General features: G+C 42.0%; 14 protein-coding genes. 1 reads left to right on the top strand and 13 read right to left on the bottom strand.

The features are described from left to right. The 5 genes from lpdA to ACR65F_RS13120 are packed head-to-tail and all read right to left on the bottom strand — an operon-like array spanning position 1 to position 6,619. Complete coding sequence (lpdA, locus tag ACR65F_RS13140) at positions 1-1,428, bottom strand: dihydrolipoyl dehydrogenase (RefSeq protein ID WP_440504678.1); 1,428 nt, start codon at positions 1,426-1,428, stop codon at positions 1-3. Next, positions 1,412-2,542, bottom strand: a complete 1,131-nt coding sequence (buk, locus tag ACR65F_RS13135; protein WP_440504677.1) for a butyrate kinase — start codon at positions 2,540-2,542, stop codon at positions 1,412-1,414. The genes lpdA and buk overlap by 17 nt, the downstream gene beginning before the upstream one ends. A 37-nt stretch (positions 2,543-2,579) precedes the next feature. After that, on the bottom strand, positions 2,580-3,677 hold the full coding sequence (locus ACR65F_RS13130; RefSeq protein ID WP_440504676.1) for a Leu/Phe/Val dehydrogenase: 1,098 nt from the start codon (positions 3,675-3,677) through the stop codon (positions 2,580-2,582). A gap of 23 nt (positions 3,678-3,700) precedes the next feature. After that, positions 3,701-4,612, bottom strand: a complete 912-nt coding sequence (locus ACR65F_RS13125) for a bifunctional enoyl-CoA hydratase/phosphate acetyltransferase (protein WP_440504675.1) — start codon at positions 4,610-4,612, stop codon at positions 3,701-3,703. Positions 4,613-4,630: 18 nt separating this feature from the next. Next, positions 4,631-6,619 (bottom strand): sigma-54 interaction domain-containing protein, encoded by a 1,989-nt coding sequence (locus tag ACR65F_RS13120; RefSeq protein ID WP_440504674.1) that lies wholly within the window; start codon positions 6,617-6,619, stop codon positions 4,631-4,633. Between the two features lie 125 nt (positions 6,620-6,744). On the opposite strand from ACR65F_RS13120, the gene ACR65F_RS13115 reads away from it, so the two are divergent. Next, positions 6,745-6,975 carry a DUF2627 domain-containing protein gene (locus ACR65F_RS13115; RefSeq protein ID WP_039043848.1) on the top strand — a complete coding sequence of 77 codons (231 nt, stop codon included), beginning with the start codon at positions 6,745-6,747 and terminating at the stop codon, positions 6,973-6,975. 141 nt (positions 6,976-7,116) lie between these two features. On the opposite strand, the gene ACR65F_RS13110 is transcribed toward ACR65F_RS13115, so the two are convergent. From ACR65F_RS13110 to dxs, 8 genes are all read right to left on the bottom strand, one after another. Beyond that, positions 7,117-7,845 carry a glycerophosphodiester phosphodiesterase gene (locus ACR65F_RS13110; protein WP_125103323.1) on the bottom strand — a complete coding sequence of 243 codons (729 nt, stop codon included), beginning with the start codon at positions 7,843-7,845 and terminating at the stop codon, positions 7,117-7,119. 28 nt (positions 7,846-7,873) lie between these two features. Continuing rightward, on the bottom strand, positions 7,874-9,445 hold the full coding sequence (locus ACR65F_RS13105; RefSeq protein ID WP_197054125.1) for a flagellar assembly protein A: 1,572 nt from the start codon (positions 9,443-9,445) through the stop codon (positions 7,874-7,876). Between the two features lie 313 nt (positions 9,446-9,758). Further along, positions 9,759-10,553: a sporulation transcription factor Spo0A gene (gene spo0A, locus ACR65F_RS13100; protein ID WP_039043846.1), complete on the bottom strand. Its 795-nt coding sequence runs from the start codon at positions 10,551-10,553 to the stop codon at positions 9,759-9,761. Positions 10,554-10,777: 224 nt separating this feature from the next. Beyond that, on the bottom strand, positions 10,778-11,752 hold the full coding sequence (locus ACR65F_RS13095; RefSeq protein ID WP_440504673.1) for a SpoIVB peptidase S55 domain-containing protein: 975 nt from the start codon (positions 11,750-11,752) through the stop codon (positions 10,778-10,780). A gap of 128 nt (positions 11,753-11,880) precedes the next feature. Beyond that, positions 11,881-13,575: a DNA repair protein RecN gene (gene recN / locus ACR65F_RS13090; protein WP_440504672.1), complete on the bottom strand. Its 1,695-nt coding sequence runs from the start codon at positions 13,573-13,575 to the stop codon at positions 11,881-11,883. Positions 13,576-13,592: 17 nt separating this feature from the next. Beyond that, positions 13,593-14,042, bottom strand: coding sequence for a transcriptional regulator AhrC/ArgR (gene ahrC, locus ACR65F_RS13085; RefSeq protein ID WP_025784715.1), 450 nt, complete (start codon positions 14,040-14,042; stop codon positions 13,593-13,595). Positions 14,043-14,120: 78 nt separating this feature from the next. Continuing rightward, entirely contained in the window at positions 14,121-14,966 is an 846-nt protein-coding gene (locus tag ACR65F_RS13080; RefSeq protein ID WP_440504671.1) for a TlyA family RNA methyltransferase, read from the bottom strand. Continuing rightward, complete coding sequence (gene dxs / locus ACR65F_RS13075) at positions 14,963-16,861, bottom strand: 1-deoxy-D-xylulose-5-phosphate synthase (RefSeq protein WP_440504670.1); 1,899 nt, start codon at positions 16,859-16,861, stop codon at positions 14,963-14,965. The genes ACR65F_RS13080 and dxs overlap by 4 nt, the downstream gene beginning before the upstream one ends. Between the last annotated feature and the right edge of the window lie 3 nt (positions 16,862-16,864).

Below are 16,864 nucleotides of genomic sequence, written 5' to 3'. Positions count from 1 at the left end.
TTACATGTGGATTGCTTTACCATCTACAGCTAATGCCGCTTCACCAATCACTTCTGAGAGTGATGGATGTGGATGAATCGTTTCTGCAACTTCCCAAGGTGTTGCGTCTAATACCATAGCTAAGCCTGCTTCAGAGATCATGTCTGTAACGCCGGCACCAATCATGTGTACACCGAGAATATCATCAGTTTTTTCATCCGCAACAATTTTCACAAAGCCGTCCGCTTTTCCATTTACCAGTGCTTTACCTACTGCTTGGAATGGGAATTTACCGATTTTTACAGTGAAACCGCGATCTTTCGCCTGTTTTTCGGTGATGCCTACGCTTGCTGCTTCAGGACTTGAATAGATACACCGTGAGATTTTTTCATAATCCATAGGCTCTGGGGTGTTATTCGCGATATGTTCAATTGCAGCAATTCCTTCGTGAGAAGCAACGTGTGCAAGTTGAAGTCCACCGATACAATCTCCAATCGCATAGATATGGCTTTCTTTTGTTTGGAAGGTTGGACGTGTTTTGATGTAACCCTTTTCAATTTCAATTTCCGTATTTTCAATACCGATCCCTTCAGTATTCGCTTGACGGCCAACTGAAACTAGAACTTTTTCTGCTGTGAAGCTTTGTGTAGAATCACCAATTTCTGCTGAAATGGTTACATTCTCTGAAGTCTTTTCAACTGTTTCAGGAAGCACTTTTGCTCCTGTAACGAATTTGATGCCTTTTTTCTCAAGAAGTTTTTTCATCTCTTTTGAAATGTCTTCGTCTTCAGTAGGAAGAATTCGATCTGCATATTCAACAACAGTAATGTCAACACCGAAATCGTTGAGCATAGAAGCCCACTCAATTCCAATGACTCCACCGCCAATGATTAGCATAGAAGATGGCAATGATTCAAGAGAGAGTGCACCATCTGAAGAAAGGATTTGCTGTTCGTCCAACTCTAGTCCTGGCAATGTTCTTGGACGTGATCCAGTTGCAAGCACTAAGTTTTTCAGAATGAGCATTTCGTTTTCTTCACCGTTATTCATCTCAACTGAAATGGTTCCAGGCATCGGTGAGAAGATAGAGGGTCCGAGCATTCTACCTGTTCCTTCATAGACATCGATCTTGCCCTTTTTCATGAGACCTTGAACACCTTTATAAAGTTGGTCGACTATAGACTTCTTTCTTTCTTGGACAGCTGAGAAATTAAGTGTAACGCCTTCTGTTTCAACACCAAAACTTTGAGCTTTTTCTTTCGTCAGCTGGTAAACTTCTGCACTTTTTAATAATGCTTTACTAGGAATACATCCTTTATGTAAGCACGTACCACCTAATTTGCCTTTTTCAACGAGCGCTGTTTTCAGACCAAGCTGTGCAGAACGAATGGCAGCTACATATCCGCCTGTTCCGCCACCAAGAATTACTACATCATACTCTTGAGCCAATGTGTTCAGCCTCCATTTCTATGTTTGTCTCTCTTGATGGATACACTTTTGCTTCCTCTTCACCGGTAAGAACACGGATTGCCCCTTCCGCAAGGGCTTGCAATTCGTCTTCCCCCGGGTAGACAACGACCTCTGCTATCCAGTCAACATATCCTTGTATCTCTGCAGTAAAGTCTTTGCCGTATGCGAGTCCGCCAGTCAGAATAATTGCATCCACTTTACCTTGGAGTACGGCCGCTGCGCTACCGATTTCCTTAGCGACTTGGTAAGCCATTGCGCTGTAAACTTCTTTTGCATGTCCATCCCCAGCTGCAATTCTTTTTTCGACTTCAACCGCGTTATTAGTACCAAGGTATCCTGTCAGACCACCTTTACCGACGAGCATTTCCATAATTTCCTGGCGATAGTACTTTCCAGAAAAGCAGATATCCACTAAATCTCCAGCAGGAACTGTACCTGCACGTTCGGGACTAAAAGGACCGTCGCCGTGGAGTCCGTTATTTACGTCAATGACTTCTCCATGGTGATGGGCACCAACGGTAATCCCGCCACCCATGTGTGTCACAATCAGTTTAAGTTCCTCATACTTTCTCCCCGTACGCAGCGCATATCTTCTAGCAACTGCTTTTTGGTTCAGTGCATGAAAAATCGAATGCCGCTCCAATAAGTTAAATCCTGAAACTCTTGCTAGAGGCTGCAGTTCATCTACTACGACTGGATCTACAATGTAGGCGGGAATATTCGCTTCTGCAGCAATTTCATTCGCAAGGATCCCGCCTAAGTTAGATGCATGCTGACCTGCATATCCTTTCCGCAAGTCTTCAAGCATAGCTTCGTTCACAGGATACGTGCCTCCTGCAATCGGACGCAGCAAACCGCCGCGCCCGCAAACTGCAGATAGCGAGGATACATCAATTTTATGATGTTTTAGCTCTTCCACAATCATCGACTTACGAAATTCGTACTGCGCTGTGATAGAAGCAAACTGGGCAAGTTGTTCGGTGGAATGACGCAATGTCTCTTCCATGACGAGTTGATCATTATCGAACACGCCAATTTTTGTAGAGGTAGAGCCAGGATTAATCGTCAAAATTCTAGCAACTCCATGGTGCACAAGTATCGTCTCCTTTCACGGCACAGCTCAAAGTACCTTATCGACGTTTTGAGAGTACGCTTTTTTCTTTTTGTAGAAATGAGTTGCGTGCTTTTGAAACTCGTTCAATGCGCTCTTCAGCCAAACGGTCTGCTGCAACATATGAAGGAATGTTGTCACGCTTAGAAATCGCGAAGATTTTTTCGATTGTATCGTAGATCGTGTTGACCTTTTTCAATGCACGCTCACGGTTATATCCGTCCAATTCGTCTGCCACGTTAATAACTCCACCTGAGTTGATGACGTAGTCTGGTGCATATACAAGTCCCATTTCGTGGATTTTGTCCCCGTGTTCTGGATTCTTCAATTGGTTGTTTGCAGATCCTGCAATGACTTTTGCCTTCAATTGTGGAATTGTATCATCATTAATGACAGCTCCAAGTGCACATGGTGAGAAGATGTCTGCATCTACTCCATAAATTTCGTTGATGCCCACTGCTGTTGCTCCGAAGTTGTCGACTGCACGTTGCACCGCTTCTTCATTAATATCCGTAACAATCAGTTTCGCGCCTTCTTCATGTAGGTATTCGCACATCGTGTAGGCAACGTTTCCGACACCTTGTACTGCGATAGTCTTCCCTTTAAGAGAATCATCTCCGAATGCTTCTTTAGCTGCTGCTTTCATTCCTACATATACACCAAGTGCTGTTACAGGTGATGGGTTACCTGAAGAACCGAATTCAGCAGAAACACCAGTTACGTAATCTGTTTCAAGGTGGATCAAGTCCATATCTTCTTCAGTTGTACCTACGTCTTCAGCTGTAATGTAACGACCGTTTAGTCCTTCGATGAAGCGACCGAATGCACGGAACAATTCGTCGTTTTTGTCTGTTTTAGGGTTACCCATAATAACTGCTTTACCACCACCAAGGTTTAGACCAGCTGCAGCGTTTTTGTAAGTCATTCCGCGTGCAAGGCGAAGCGCGTCTTCAATTGCTTCTTCCTCACTGTTGTATGTCCACATGCGAGTTCCACCAAGTGCAGGTCCAAGTGTCGTATCGTGAATTGCGATGAATGCTTTTAGGCCAGTTGTTTTGTCTTGGCAGATCACCAATTGCTCATAGTCGTAAGTTTCCATGTATTTGATAATTTCCATTTGTAATTCCTCCAATTATTCAATCAGTTTTTACTTACTAATAATGCAAGTGCTAGTGAATGAAGTTTCGTTTCGGCATTGTCCGCACGTGACGTGACAACGATTGGCGCGGAAGCCCCTTGGATGATTCCGCCTACTTTCGCACGAGCAAAGTAGGTTAACGATTTGTAGAGAATGTTACCAGCTTCCAAGTTGGGCGCAACTAAAATGTCCGCTTTTCCTGCTGCCGGACCAGAGAGCCCTTTATGTTGAGCTGCTTCTGGTGAAATCGCATTGTCCAATGCCATAGGACCTTCAACAACACAATTTTTCAACTGTCCTCGCTGATTCATCATCGTCAAGGAAGCTGCGTCCAATGTTGCTTGCATCGCCGGGTTTACAGACTCTACCGCAGCAAGCGGCACAACAACTGGAACATCTATACCGCAAGCTCTAGCAACAGTTACCGCATTTTGGATGATTTGTACTTTCACCTGTAGATCAGGTGTAATGCTCATCGCAGAATCGGTAACGAAGTATAGCTTGTTGAAGCCCGGAATTTCAAACGCAGCTACGTGTGAAAGTACGTTCCCAGTTCTCAAACCCGCTTCTTTTCGTAGTGCAACCTTCATCAATGCCGCAGTAGGGAGATTTCCCTTCATAAGTACTTGGGCGTTCCCTGAAGATACTGCATCGACTGCTAATTGAGCTGCATGTTGCATACCTTCACTATCAATCAATTCGATATCAGGATGATTGGCGAGCTGAGGATACTTCGATTGAATTGTTTCAAGCAATTGCTTTTTATCGTCATAGAGCTTGAAAGTTGCAAGTCCTCGCGAAACAGCAAGTTCAACAGACTCCAATACATCCGCATCTGCTGCACAAGCAACAGCGGTGCACGGTCTGTCCGATAACGCAGCTGCTTGTTGTACAAGTTCTGAAAGTGTCTCCATTCCGTCACCTCACTTTCGTTAAATCAATTTGTATTTTTCTAATTTGTAGTACAAGGATCGAAGTGAAATACCAAGTCGATCAGCTGTTAAAACTTTTTGACCGTTATTTTCCTTCAATGAGGTCTCAAGCAATACCTTTTCATGATCTTCCATCAGCGAAGCGAGCGTCCGCTTTTCAGGAATTCCAGGATCTGTTTGCTGTTCACTACGCGAAGACAATGCTCGTACGATGTCCTCTTCATCGAGCTTTGTAGAACCTGCTTCCGTTAAAATCATCGCTCGACTTAACACGTTTTCCAGTTCGCGGACATTTCCTGGCCACTCATAGGACTGAAGACGTTGCATCGCCTTAGGCGTCACTTGCTGAATGGTCATACCGAATTCCTGATTAAGCATCGCGAGGAGAACATCTGTCAAAAGCTCAATATCATCTGTCCTTGTTCGCAACGGAGGAATTCGGATAGACATGCGTGTGAGTTGATAGTACAAGTCTTCACATAGAACTCCCTCGTGAACAGCGCGTTCTAGGTTGGCTGCAGAAGATGTAATTATGCGCACTGTCAGTTGTATAGGTTGCCCCGCTGCCGTTATACGTCCAGAACCTATGTATTCCAAGAGCTTTTTCTGTACAGCTGGTTTCAATTCAGTGATTTCGTCCAAAAACAGCGTTCCTGAACTTTTATCATGTTGAATTTCTGTGTGCATGAGTGCGACTTCAATTGCTTCTACATCTAATGACGCACATGAAACCCTGATGAACTCTCCTTCATTTCTTCTGCTTCCTGTATGAATGGCATGAGCGAAAAGTTCTTTTCCGCTCCCTGGTTCCCCTCGAAGCATGACAGGGATTTCCGAACCTGCTGCAATTTTTGCTTGACTGACTGCAATTAGCAGGTCTTCATTGGTGCCGATTATATCATCAAACGTATACGTCGATTCTAACTCACGGATCATCGCTTTTGCATGGTCAAGTTGTTTCATAAGACTGCGTATTTCTGTAATATCGTGAATGACACCGACACTGCCCTTCACTTCCTGGTCAACAATTATCGGTGCAACATTTACAATCACATCTCGATTATTTTCACCGATTTGCATATTCACACCACGTGCGGGTGCTTTTGTCTCAAGGACTCTCATGTGAATACTTTCGCCTGAACTAATGTCGACAGTTGCCGGTTGTCCAATAACTTCTCTCTCTGTTAAACCCGTTAAACGTGTGTAAGCTGGATTAACTAAGATTCCTAAGCCTTCTGAATCGACGACGGATATTGCATCATCACTCGAATGAATAATGGCCTCAAGCATCGTTTTAACCCGCTTCAAGTCTGTAATTTCTTCTGCGGTGCGGATTACACCTGTTACATCTTTAAAAACAGCAAACGCTCCAGTTATCGTTCCGTCTGGCATGACGATAGGATATCTGGAACTCAAAATATCCAGTCCATTTGTTAGTTGAAGTTCAACATCGGAGTCAGGTTGACCATTTTGTAGAATGTCCGGCAAACCTGAAGCTGGGATTATCGATAAAATCGGCTTTCCGATTACTTCTTCAACTGAAAAATCAAGCATTTTGGAAGCGCTATCATTAAATAGGTTTATATGACCTTTTTTGTCAATTCCTATCATGCCTTCACCGACTGAGTTGAAAATGGATTTGTATATTATGTTGTCAGATTCCAATGAATGCAATTCTGAGTGGTGATAAGCCAAAATCTTCACTATAAGTTGACTAATGGATTTCGGTATCACTGTAATTTGTGGATATTTTTGATTGTAAATGGATGGGGAATCCCCCGAAAAGTCTAGAATTAGCTGCACATTTCCTGAAAGAAAACTTTCTGGATCAGGTCCATGAGGGATTCCGTTCTGACTTGCAAACTTATTGCTATCACCGTTCTCTGTACGGTCAACAATACCGATGATTTGGTAAGTATCTATTTGCTCAATGTGTTGTAAAACACAGATGCTTTCTTGGTCAGCATCAATTATTAAAATGTTTTGCAAAGATGTTCAATCCCCCTCTCACCTTTGTGCAATCTTTTGCATTTCCAATTTTATCATACATTATCCTTCGCGTCTTGACAATCTTTCGACAGCAGGTAAAATTAATAAGGATTGGAGGGGTTCATATGGCTCGTTTGGCAGCGTTCATAGTGCTCGTAATACCAGGTATTGCCGCAGCTCTTGGCATAAAGTTAATGCGTGATGCATTGTTCGGTATCTTATTTAGTCCGTTCCCATACATATGGATGCAATTTATTGCAGGGTTTCTTTTACTCGCGGTAAGCATCGGGTTTTTCGCTGGATTTTTGTTTCGAAGAGATCAGCGAACAGGTAGAATACAAAAAAAGAGAAAATAAGAATAGGAGACTTGGCGTAATTGCCAGGTCTCCTATTTCTAATATGGATATTTTTAGCGCGCTTATTGCCATTAACTGCTTTCCACGGACTTTTTCACTTCTACTCAAGAAATCATTGCACAGACAAAGAGCAACAGTAAATTACTTAGTAAAACGTTCCGGATAGTCTGTAATCCACCCATAGATGAAGTCTGGAGGACTTTTGACAAAGGATTCGTCTCCATCCACTCCGTAAACCCTTATCGTTTTATTTGTTTGTTGCCATTGACTAAGGTAAGGTTCTTTCATCATTCTTTTGTGAAAGTGAAATGCATCTGCTGCAGGATAATCTGATAGTTGTTTATCTGTCAGCATTGATTTTTTAAGTAGCAATCCTGCTTCCATATCCGGGTTTAATTGTTTCACTTTCTCAACCAAATTATAATCGAATGAGGATATGTAAACTTCATCAAGCACTGAAATTTGGTCTAGTAAAGAGGAAAGACATTCAGGATGATCCGAAACAGTCTCTTTGAGTTCAATATTTAATCCAATAGACTCCAACGCTGCAAATGAGATCACGGAAGTAAGAGTAGGAATCGAACTGCCTTTTACTCCTCTCAAAAACCGCTTTCCAATACGAATTTGTTGAATTTCAGCTGCATCCATTTCCGAAATCGTTTTACGAATACCTGACAAACGGTAGAGATCAGAATCATGGATGACGAAAAAGACGCCATCTTTTGACAACTGGACATCTAATTCAATACCATCTGCTCCTTCTTCAACAGCTCCATAAAATGCCTTCATAGTATTTTCAAAGTATTTTCCTGAGGCACCTCGATGTGCATAAATTTCTCGACGTTTCTCTACTTTGTTTTCTACAGACATATAGCAACCTCCTGGTCTATGATATGACTTAGATGTTTAATACCCCATCAATCAATTCAAAAACACCTTTTGTCGGGGATTCAATAATAGAAGTCTTAGGTCCGATATGAATACATACTCCAGGATTTGCTTCATGTGTAATTTCGATTTGTGGAGGAATCGCTGATTTCATGATTTGTAAATTCGATTGAATGGCTTGATCGAGGACAAAAATCTCCTCACGACTTGTTGTTAATGTATCTTGTATCTTATCATATGCTTCACGCTGAGCGCCTACTAACGTTGCAACTACTTTTTCTAATGGTTCAATATGCGACTCTAACTTAACGATCTGTTTTTGCAAGTTTTTAATCGACTGGGCCATTCTTTGAACTTCAATTTGGAGTACTTCTTTATCGATTCCTTTTGCATTCAACAAAGTAGCACGTTCATGACGATTGCCAGCAGTTGCGCACTCTATACGATACTTCCCTTCGGTAGTTCCACCGATGATTTTTCCTTTATGGCGATCTACATAAACATAATCTGCAATCACTTCAGATCCAAGCAAATATAGTCCGACTTGTACAGTATTTGCAAAAAGACTACACTCATTAGCATGTTTAATGAAGATACTCCCTTTCGCTTCAATGAGAGTTGTACCTCCGCCAAATACACCACCTTTAATATAGACATCAGCTTGTTCAGATCTCACTTCTTTTGCATTTGTTACGCCTTCTTTTGCTCCGATTGAAATATCCCCTGTAGCATTTACGCTGTACCCTGCAAGTACAGTACCTGAAATAACAACGGTGCCATCAAAGGTAATGGAGCCAGTTTCCGGACCAACATCCCCATTAATGATGAGTTGTTGGCCAATACCAACGACACCATTTTCAAATTCCAAAACGCCGCCATGGATTGCACGAAGCACCTTTTTTCCATGTTCATCCACTTCTTCGACAGACTTCCTATCATAGTAGAGCTTGTTGTCCAGCCCTTTCTTGCTCGCTAACTCATTTCCAAAAACGTCCATTCCTGGCGTTCCTTCTTGAGGTGGAGTTTTTTCACCCAGCCAGTCTCCTTTTTTAATGGGGGTTACAAAATTCATCTCGTAATAATCCGCAGAGCCATCTGCGCGTATAACTGGACGTCTTTCAGGAATCTCTATGTATGTAATACGTGCATCTTCGCCTTTTACTGGAAATTCGCCCTCAGCTACAACAATGGTTTGTCGTGCCTTAACTGCATTCCAATTTACGTTATATTGACCTGGCTGAATTCCTTTGCTCTTTAAAGCCTCTGCTACTAGCGAGGGAAGCTCATTTCTTTTTTCCTCAATTTCTTCTGCAGTCAAATAAATCTCAGCTTCTGCTTTCATTTTGTCGGATGAAACGATAATTTCAATTATAGGAGCGTAACTAGCGATTTCTCCCTCGTTCCCTTCAGTAGAAAGTGCTCGACGAAGCTCTGGAAAAGATGTGATTTTTAATCGGGGTAATTTTTGTGTGATTTTATCAAAAGATTTGATCGGAAAACCGCTCTTTTTAGTTCGCATTGATATCGTGTTTTCATTTCGTGTTAGTTCGATGAAATCGTTTTCATATAACACTTTGTTCACCTCTCCCTTCATCCATTATAAATCTTTGAACATTATAAGAAATAGGTGTTTCGTCTACACTTAGCCCTTTAGCTTTTCAAGGAACAATAAAGTTTTGCATCTTTTCACACAGTAAGCATCGACTTGTCTACTAGAAAAAAAGTAAGTTGGGATGCTTTCCACCTCCTAAATTCAGATTAGGTAAAATTACTTCGTAATGGCCCATTGAACTGACTAGGAATTATGGGCACACGAAAAGGCAGGTCCAAGTTCTCCCGCCTTTGTATGTTTCTTAGGTTTGTTTGCTATATCCTACATTCAGCGGCAAATGTCTTTAGCTTGCCATATGTTCCAAACGGATTTTGTCAGCGATCATAGCGATGAACTCAGAATTTGTAGGTTTACTCTTTAAATGGTGAACCGTATAGCCAAATGTTTTTGAGATAACTTCATAATTCCCACGATTCCACGCAACTTCAATAGCATGACGAATTGCTCGCTCTACCCGTGAAGGAGTTGTTTTGTACTTTTCCGCAATATCAGGGTACAAAATTTTCGTCACAGCCCCGAGTAGATCATTGTCATTGTAAACCATTTGGATCGCTTCTCGAAGGTATGAATAACCTTTAATATGAGCTGGAACTCCAATTTCTTTAATGGTCGTAGTAATAGCTGTATCCAGTACCTTTTGAGATACGCCCTCTTCGGCTTTGACAGCTTGTTGTGCTGGTTGTTGCTCACGGGATGGTTTCTGTACACTCGCGGCTTGGAAAATCTGGTTAACGAGCTGTTCAAATTCAAACGGCTTTAACATAAAGTAGGATGCACCTAATCCAGCGGCTTGTGTCATTACGTCTTCTTGACCAAAGGCAGTTAGCATTATTATTTTCAAGTCCGAAGTCACATCGTTATTACGAATATTTTCTAACACGGCAATTCCATCCAAATACGGCATTATAATATCCAATAATAGTACATCGGGAACCGATTGTTCTAAGTTCTGTAAACACTGCTTTCCATTTTGAGCTGTCCATAGCACATCTATTTCAGGATGCTTCTCAAAATAAGCAGTCATTGTTTTTACAAGCTCTTTGTTATCATCAGCTATTGCTATTTTAATTTTACCCATTCTCAATTCCCCCTTGATTGACACGCAGCAAGTCTGTTGCTGCAATTCCCTGTCGATTCCTTGCTTGGTAAAATTTTCGACAAAGGTTCCTCATTTCCTTTATTGAAATTTAAAATGAATCCAATGGCGTACGGTTTCTCTTTATTTCGACAGAATTCTTTAATTTTTAACACTTTAATTTAACAAAAAACAGCCAACTCTTTTCAGAGTTGGCTGTTTTTTGTTTACTTCGCACCTACTTCTGTCATTTTTCCAAGGAATAGACCGGCTCCTTTTTCAGGCTCGTCTACGAACATATGGGTGACTGCGCCAACAAATTTTCCTTTTTGGATGACAGGACTACCACTCATCCCTTGCAAAATGCCTCCTGTTTTTTCAAGGAGACGCTGATCTGTCAGTTTAAATTGAAATGAATCATTTGACAGCTTGGAGATTTCAATCTCAAACGATTCGACTTCCGTCCCTTGAATCGTCGTTAAAATTTCAGCCTTTCCAACAGTTAACTCTGTTGGTTGCATAACTTCCAATGGTTCCGTCAAGACTTCCTTATAAGAAGTATTCCAATCGCCAAAGATTCCATAAACACTATTGGTTAAAATTGAACCGAGTGTTTTTTCCTGATCGATGATTGAAGAAATCTTATAACCGGGGTTTCCTGGAGTACTTTTCTTAATTTGTTCGATTTCCGACAAGTAAATGGAACCACTATCGAAATTAGGTGCACTGTTCAGAGAACTATCGATGATTTGGTGTCCGAGTGCTCCATATGTCCCATCGTTGAGATCGACATATGTTAGTGTCCCGGTTCCTTCTGTAGTGTCCTTTAAAAATGGTAGCGCTCGCTTGAATGACAATCCGTCCGCTTCAATCTTAACGTCATTTTCATCACGTTTGAGAATGAGTTTTAATACTGATTCATCTTCAATTACTCCCGCTTTTTCTTGAAGGTTCTTTAGTGATTCAATGGACGTGCCATCGATGCTCATTAGCTGATCCCCAGCTTTAAGCGAAGCATTCTTTTTACTTAGCGGCACATCACTTGTCACAAAGACACCCGCTAGCTCAAGTTGAATTCCAATTGAATTTCCCATTGGAATTAAAGAGCCGCTTGTCGCAAGGGCAGCGATAGAACTACAGGACATACCTACAATCATCACAACAGACGCCATGAAAAATTTCAGCTGTCTACTCCATTCCATAAGTCACCTCCTTCAATTTTAGATTACCTATAGAGTGTGCGTTATGAAGGTTGTTATGAAAGGGTAAAACATGCAAAGGTGGAATTGAAAAAGAATATCGGTAACAACACCCGACATTCCTTTGTTTTTTATAATATGCTTTTACGTGCTTCAGCAAGCTGCAGTAATTCGTCAGCATGACGCAAAGTCAGTGGCGTCACTTCAGCACCTGATAACATCCGAGACAATTCCCTAGTGCGATCTTCATCCAATACATCTTGAATCGAAGTCCGTGTGCGTTCATCTGTCACTTCTTTGTGGATGAGGTAATGATGATCTGCCATTGCAGCTACTTGAGGCAGATGGGAAATACATAATACTTGGGAATTCATCGCAACCATTGCAATTTTTTCTGCAATCGCTTGGGCGACACGACCACTAACACCCGTATCAACTTCGTCAAAGATAATCGATGTGATTCCTTGGTGTTTGGAAAAAATCGTTTTTAATGCGAGCATTACACGTGATAACTCTCCACCTGAAGCGACTTTGACAAGCGGCTTCATAGGTTCACCAACATTGGTCGATATATAAAATGCGACATCATCGAACCCATTATAATCAAAAGAACCGGCTTCTTTCCGATCGATTTTGACTTGGAATTCGGCTTTCCCCATATGTAGTTGACGAAGTTGTTCCATAATTGCTTCTTCCAGCATCGATGATGACTCTTTTCGAATGGCAGAAAGTTCCCCTGCTTCGATTTCCAAGTCTGCTCGTAAATGCTGTAATTTTTCTTGTTCTTTTTCAAGACGGTCATCCCGGTTAATAAGCTCATCTAACCGATCGGCAATTTTATCTCTGTACAGTAATATATCTTCAATGGAAGTGCCATACTTCCGTTTAAGGGTTGTAAACAAAGCTAATCGATCTTCGACAACTTCTAAACGATTCGGATCATATTCCATTTCATCAATCATGCCTTTAATGTCATGGGCGACATCTTGCAATGAATAAAAACTCTCACCCGCTGTTTCTGCAAGTGTTTTTAAGTCTCCATCCACCGATGCAGCATCCTCCAGATCGCCCATTGCTGTACCGAGGTAATCCAATGCATGCGAATCACCTTGAATGGCTTCGTATGCACTATTTAACCGGTCAAAAAGACGGTGAAAATGCTGAAGCTTCACTCGTTCGGATTCCAACGTTTCTTCTTCACCGATTTGGAGCGCGGCTTCATCGATTTCAGTTAATTGAAACGTATACAAATCGATGCGTTGCGCAATTTGCTGTTCGTTTTCCGATGCAAGACTTAACTTTTTGTGCAACTTTACATAGTCTTCGTATAATTCTGCGTAGTTTTTCATCGCTCGTTTAAATGGCGCCCCAGCAAACGAGTCCAACAAATGGATATGTCGCTTCTGGTGCATCAATTCCTGATTTTCATGCTGACCATGGATATCAATTAACTGACTTCCAATTTCACGAAGAATCGCAATCGTGACCAGTTTTCCATTAACCCGACAAGTCGTTTTACCGCTATGGTTCAACTCTCTGCGCAAAATAATGGTGCCCTCTTCTGCTTCTATACCAACTTCACTCAGTTTTTGAAAAACAGGATGTTTGGAGTCAGTAATTATAAACATTGCTTCAAGCTCCGCCTTCTTTGTTCCATGACGGATGAATTCAACAGAGCCTCGCCCGCCAGCTACGAGCTGCACGGCATCAATAATGATGGACTTGCCTGCTCCCGTTTCACCTGTCAGAACGGTAAGTCCCTCTTCAAACGAAACATCCAGCTCTTCTATAATTGCGAAATTCTTAATGGATAGTTCACTTAACAAGGGATTCTCCCCCTTTCTTACAGCATTGCAAGCAAGCGATCTCTCACCGAACCTGCACCTACTTCATCTCGACAAATAATCATACATGTGTCGTCACCACAAATAGTACCAAGCATTTCGATCCATTCCAAATGATCGATGAGCGAACCGACTGCATGTGCGTTACCTGGTAGCGTTTTCAATATGAGAAAATGACTTGCGCCATCAATACTTATGAATGCATCTGTCAACATTCGGTGCAATTTATCCTCGATATTGAATTGTGGATTTGCGGGTAAACTATATTTGTAACGTCCATCAGGCAATGGTGTTTTAAATAAGTGTAATTCTTTAATATCCCGGGAAACTGTTGCTTGTGTCACATCCACACCCGAACTTTTTAATGTATCCACGAGCTGATCTTGCGTTTCAATCGCTTGAGATGTAATAATCTCGCGGATGCGAAGATGGCGCTGCCCTTTGTTCATATCAATCACTCCCTGCACGTCATTTGTAAGAAAAAGAAAGGGATTCCATCATTATTTTCAGATGAATCCCGTTTCCTGTTACGATAATTCTGAATGGGCTCGCTTAACTAATTCTGAATGGGCTCGCTTAACTAATTCTGAAAAGTCTTTGTCTGCAAACTTTGTTGTAGGTTGATCTTCAGCAACTAAATGGAAAAGGAATTCAATATTCCCTTCCCCTCCAGTAACTGGAGAATACGTCATATCCCGTAAACTAAACCCTTCTTGTGAAGCAAACTCCGCTACTTTCCGCAATACTTCTTTATGAACTGCAACGTCGCGTACGATTCCCTTTTTCCCAACATTCTCCTTACCAGCTTCAAACTGAGGTTTCACTAGCGCCAAAACATCCCCACCAGGAATCAGTATTTGTTTCAAAGGCGGTAGTATCAGTCCTAGGGAAATGAAGGATACGTCAATTGTCGCGAAATCAGGTAATCCTTCAGTAAACATATCAGGTGTTGCATATCGGAAGTTGCATTTCTCCATTACCGTAACGCGAGCGTCTGAGCGGATCTTCCACGCAAGCTGGTTTGTACCCACATCTAAAGCATAGCAATGTTGTGCACCATTCTGAAGAGCGCAATCCGTAAATCCGCCTGTCGAAGAACCAATGTCCAGCATTATCCGTTCATCTACCGTAACATCGAATTCCTCTAATGCTTTTTCTAATTTCAATCCTCCACGGCTCACGTATTTCAACGTTGAGCCTTTTACTTGTAACGGTAAGGAGGATTTTATTTTTTCTCCAGGCTTATCCATACGTGTTTCATTGGAATACACGATGCCTGCCATAATCGATCGCTTTGCCTGTTCTCTCGTTTCTACCAAACCACGTTGAACTAGCAAGACGTCGACCCGTTCTTTAGGATCTGTATTGGTCATTGCATTTCCTTCTTCCGTTCCAACACGGAAATTGCATCTGCCGTTAAATCCGCAAGTGCACCAGGAGTCATCCCGATCTCAGCAAGCAATGCATCGACATCTCCATGCTCGATGAATTGGTCAGGAATTCCCATTCTGTAAATCGGGGCACTGACGCCGGTATCGTGAGCGTATTCAAGAACTGCGCTACCGAAACCTCCCGCAAGAACTGCTTCTTCCACAGTAATAATCGGTTTTCCACCTGCAAAGAGCTCATCCAACATCTCTTCATCTAATGGTTTAATGAAACGAGCATTGACGATGCTAACTGAAATTCCTCGCTCTGCTAATAGTTCTGCAGCTTCGTATGCCATAGGAATCGTCGTACCGAATGTTAAGATTGTTGCATCTTGTCCATCGGTTAACTTTTCCCATTTCCCGATTGGTAATACTTTTAATTCTTCATCCATAGGAATACCGAACCCATTTCCTCGTGGGTAACGCATAGCAATCGGTCCATCGTTATACTCCAACGCAGTTTTAACCATATGCTGACCTTCATTTTCATCTTTCGGCATCATTATGACCATGTTTGGTAAGTGACGTAAGAATGCGATGTCAAAAACACCTTGGTGGGTTTCTCCATCAGCGCCAACTAGTCCCGCACGATCGATACCGATGAAAACGTTTAACTTTTGACGAGCAATATCATGGACTAACTGATCATATGCACGTTGAAGGAACGTAGAGTAGATGGACAAGAACGGTTTCATCCCTTGTGTCGCCATACCTGCAGCCATTGTCGCTGCATGTTGTTCTGCGATTCCAACATCGTAAAAACGGTCAGGGAATTCCGCTGAAATTGCTTCTAGTTTTGAACCGACAGGCATCGCTGGTGTAATCGTCGCAACACGTCGATCGTCCCGAGCAATTCTTGCAACCGTTGCTGCAACCAAGCCACTCCAAGATGGTCCTTTGGCAGGAGATTTTACAAAGTCTCCTGTTTCTATTTTATAAGGGCCAGTTCCATGCCACGTGCCCACTTTATCATTTTCAGCTGGATGATAGCCTTTTCCTTTTTTCGTAACAACATGAAGAAGGACAGGCCCTTCCATTTTTTTAGCATAAAGTAGATTGCGTTCCAATTCATTGAAATCATGACCATCAATTGGTCCTAAATACGTAAACCCAAGCTCTTCAAAGAAGACACCGGATACAACCAAATATTTAAGACTATCTTTGAGACGTTCAGCTAAAGATGCCATCCTCCCTCCAACTGCAGGGATACGCTTGATCAATTCTTCTACATCATCTTTTACGCTGTTATATTTTCCAGCTGTACGTAATTTCCCTAGTACAGAATGGAGTGCTCCTACGTTCGGTGCAATTGACATTTCGTTATCATTTAAGATAACAATCATGTTTGTCTGTTGACTCCCGATATGGTTAAGGGCTTCGAGCGCCATCCCGCCTGTTAGTGCTCCATCACCAATAATAGGAATAACGTAGTTGTCGTCACCTTTAATGTCACGTGCTGCCGCCATCCCCATTGCTGCAGATAACGAAGTTGAACTATGTCCTGTTTCCCAGACGTCGTGTTCACTCTCTAACATCTTTGGGAAACCGCTTAACCCTTTGTATTTACGTAGCGTGTCAAAATCACCAGCTCGACCGGTTAAAATTTTATGAACATACGCTTGATGCCCAACGTCCCAAATGAATTTGTCCTGTGGACTATTAAAAAATTTGTGAAGAGCGATTGTCAACTCCACAACACCTAGATTAGGTCCGATATGACCGCCTGTTACAGAACATTTGTTTATAAGAAACTTCCGAATGTCTGAAGCGAGTTCTTTCATCTCTTCCAGGTTCAAGTTTTTAATATCCGATGGACTGCTGATCTTTGTAAGATCCATCTC

The organism is Sporosarcina sp. SAFN-010 (assembly GCF_059415065.1).
Note: the sequence above shows the minus strand (reverse complement) of the source record. Positions and strands in the feature narration are given on the sequence as shown.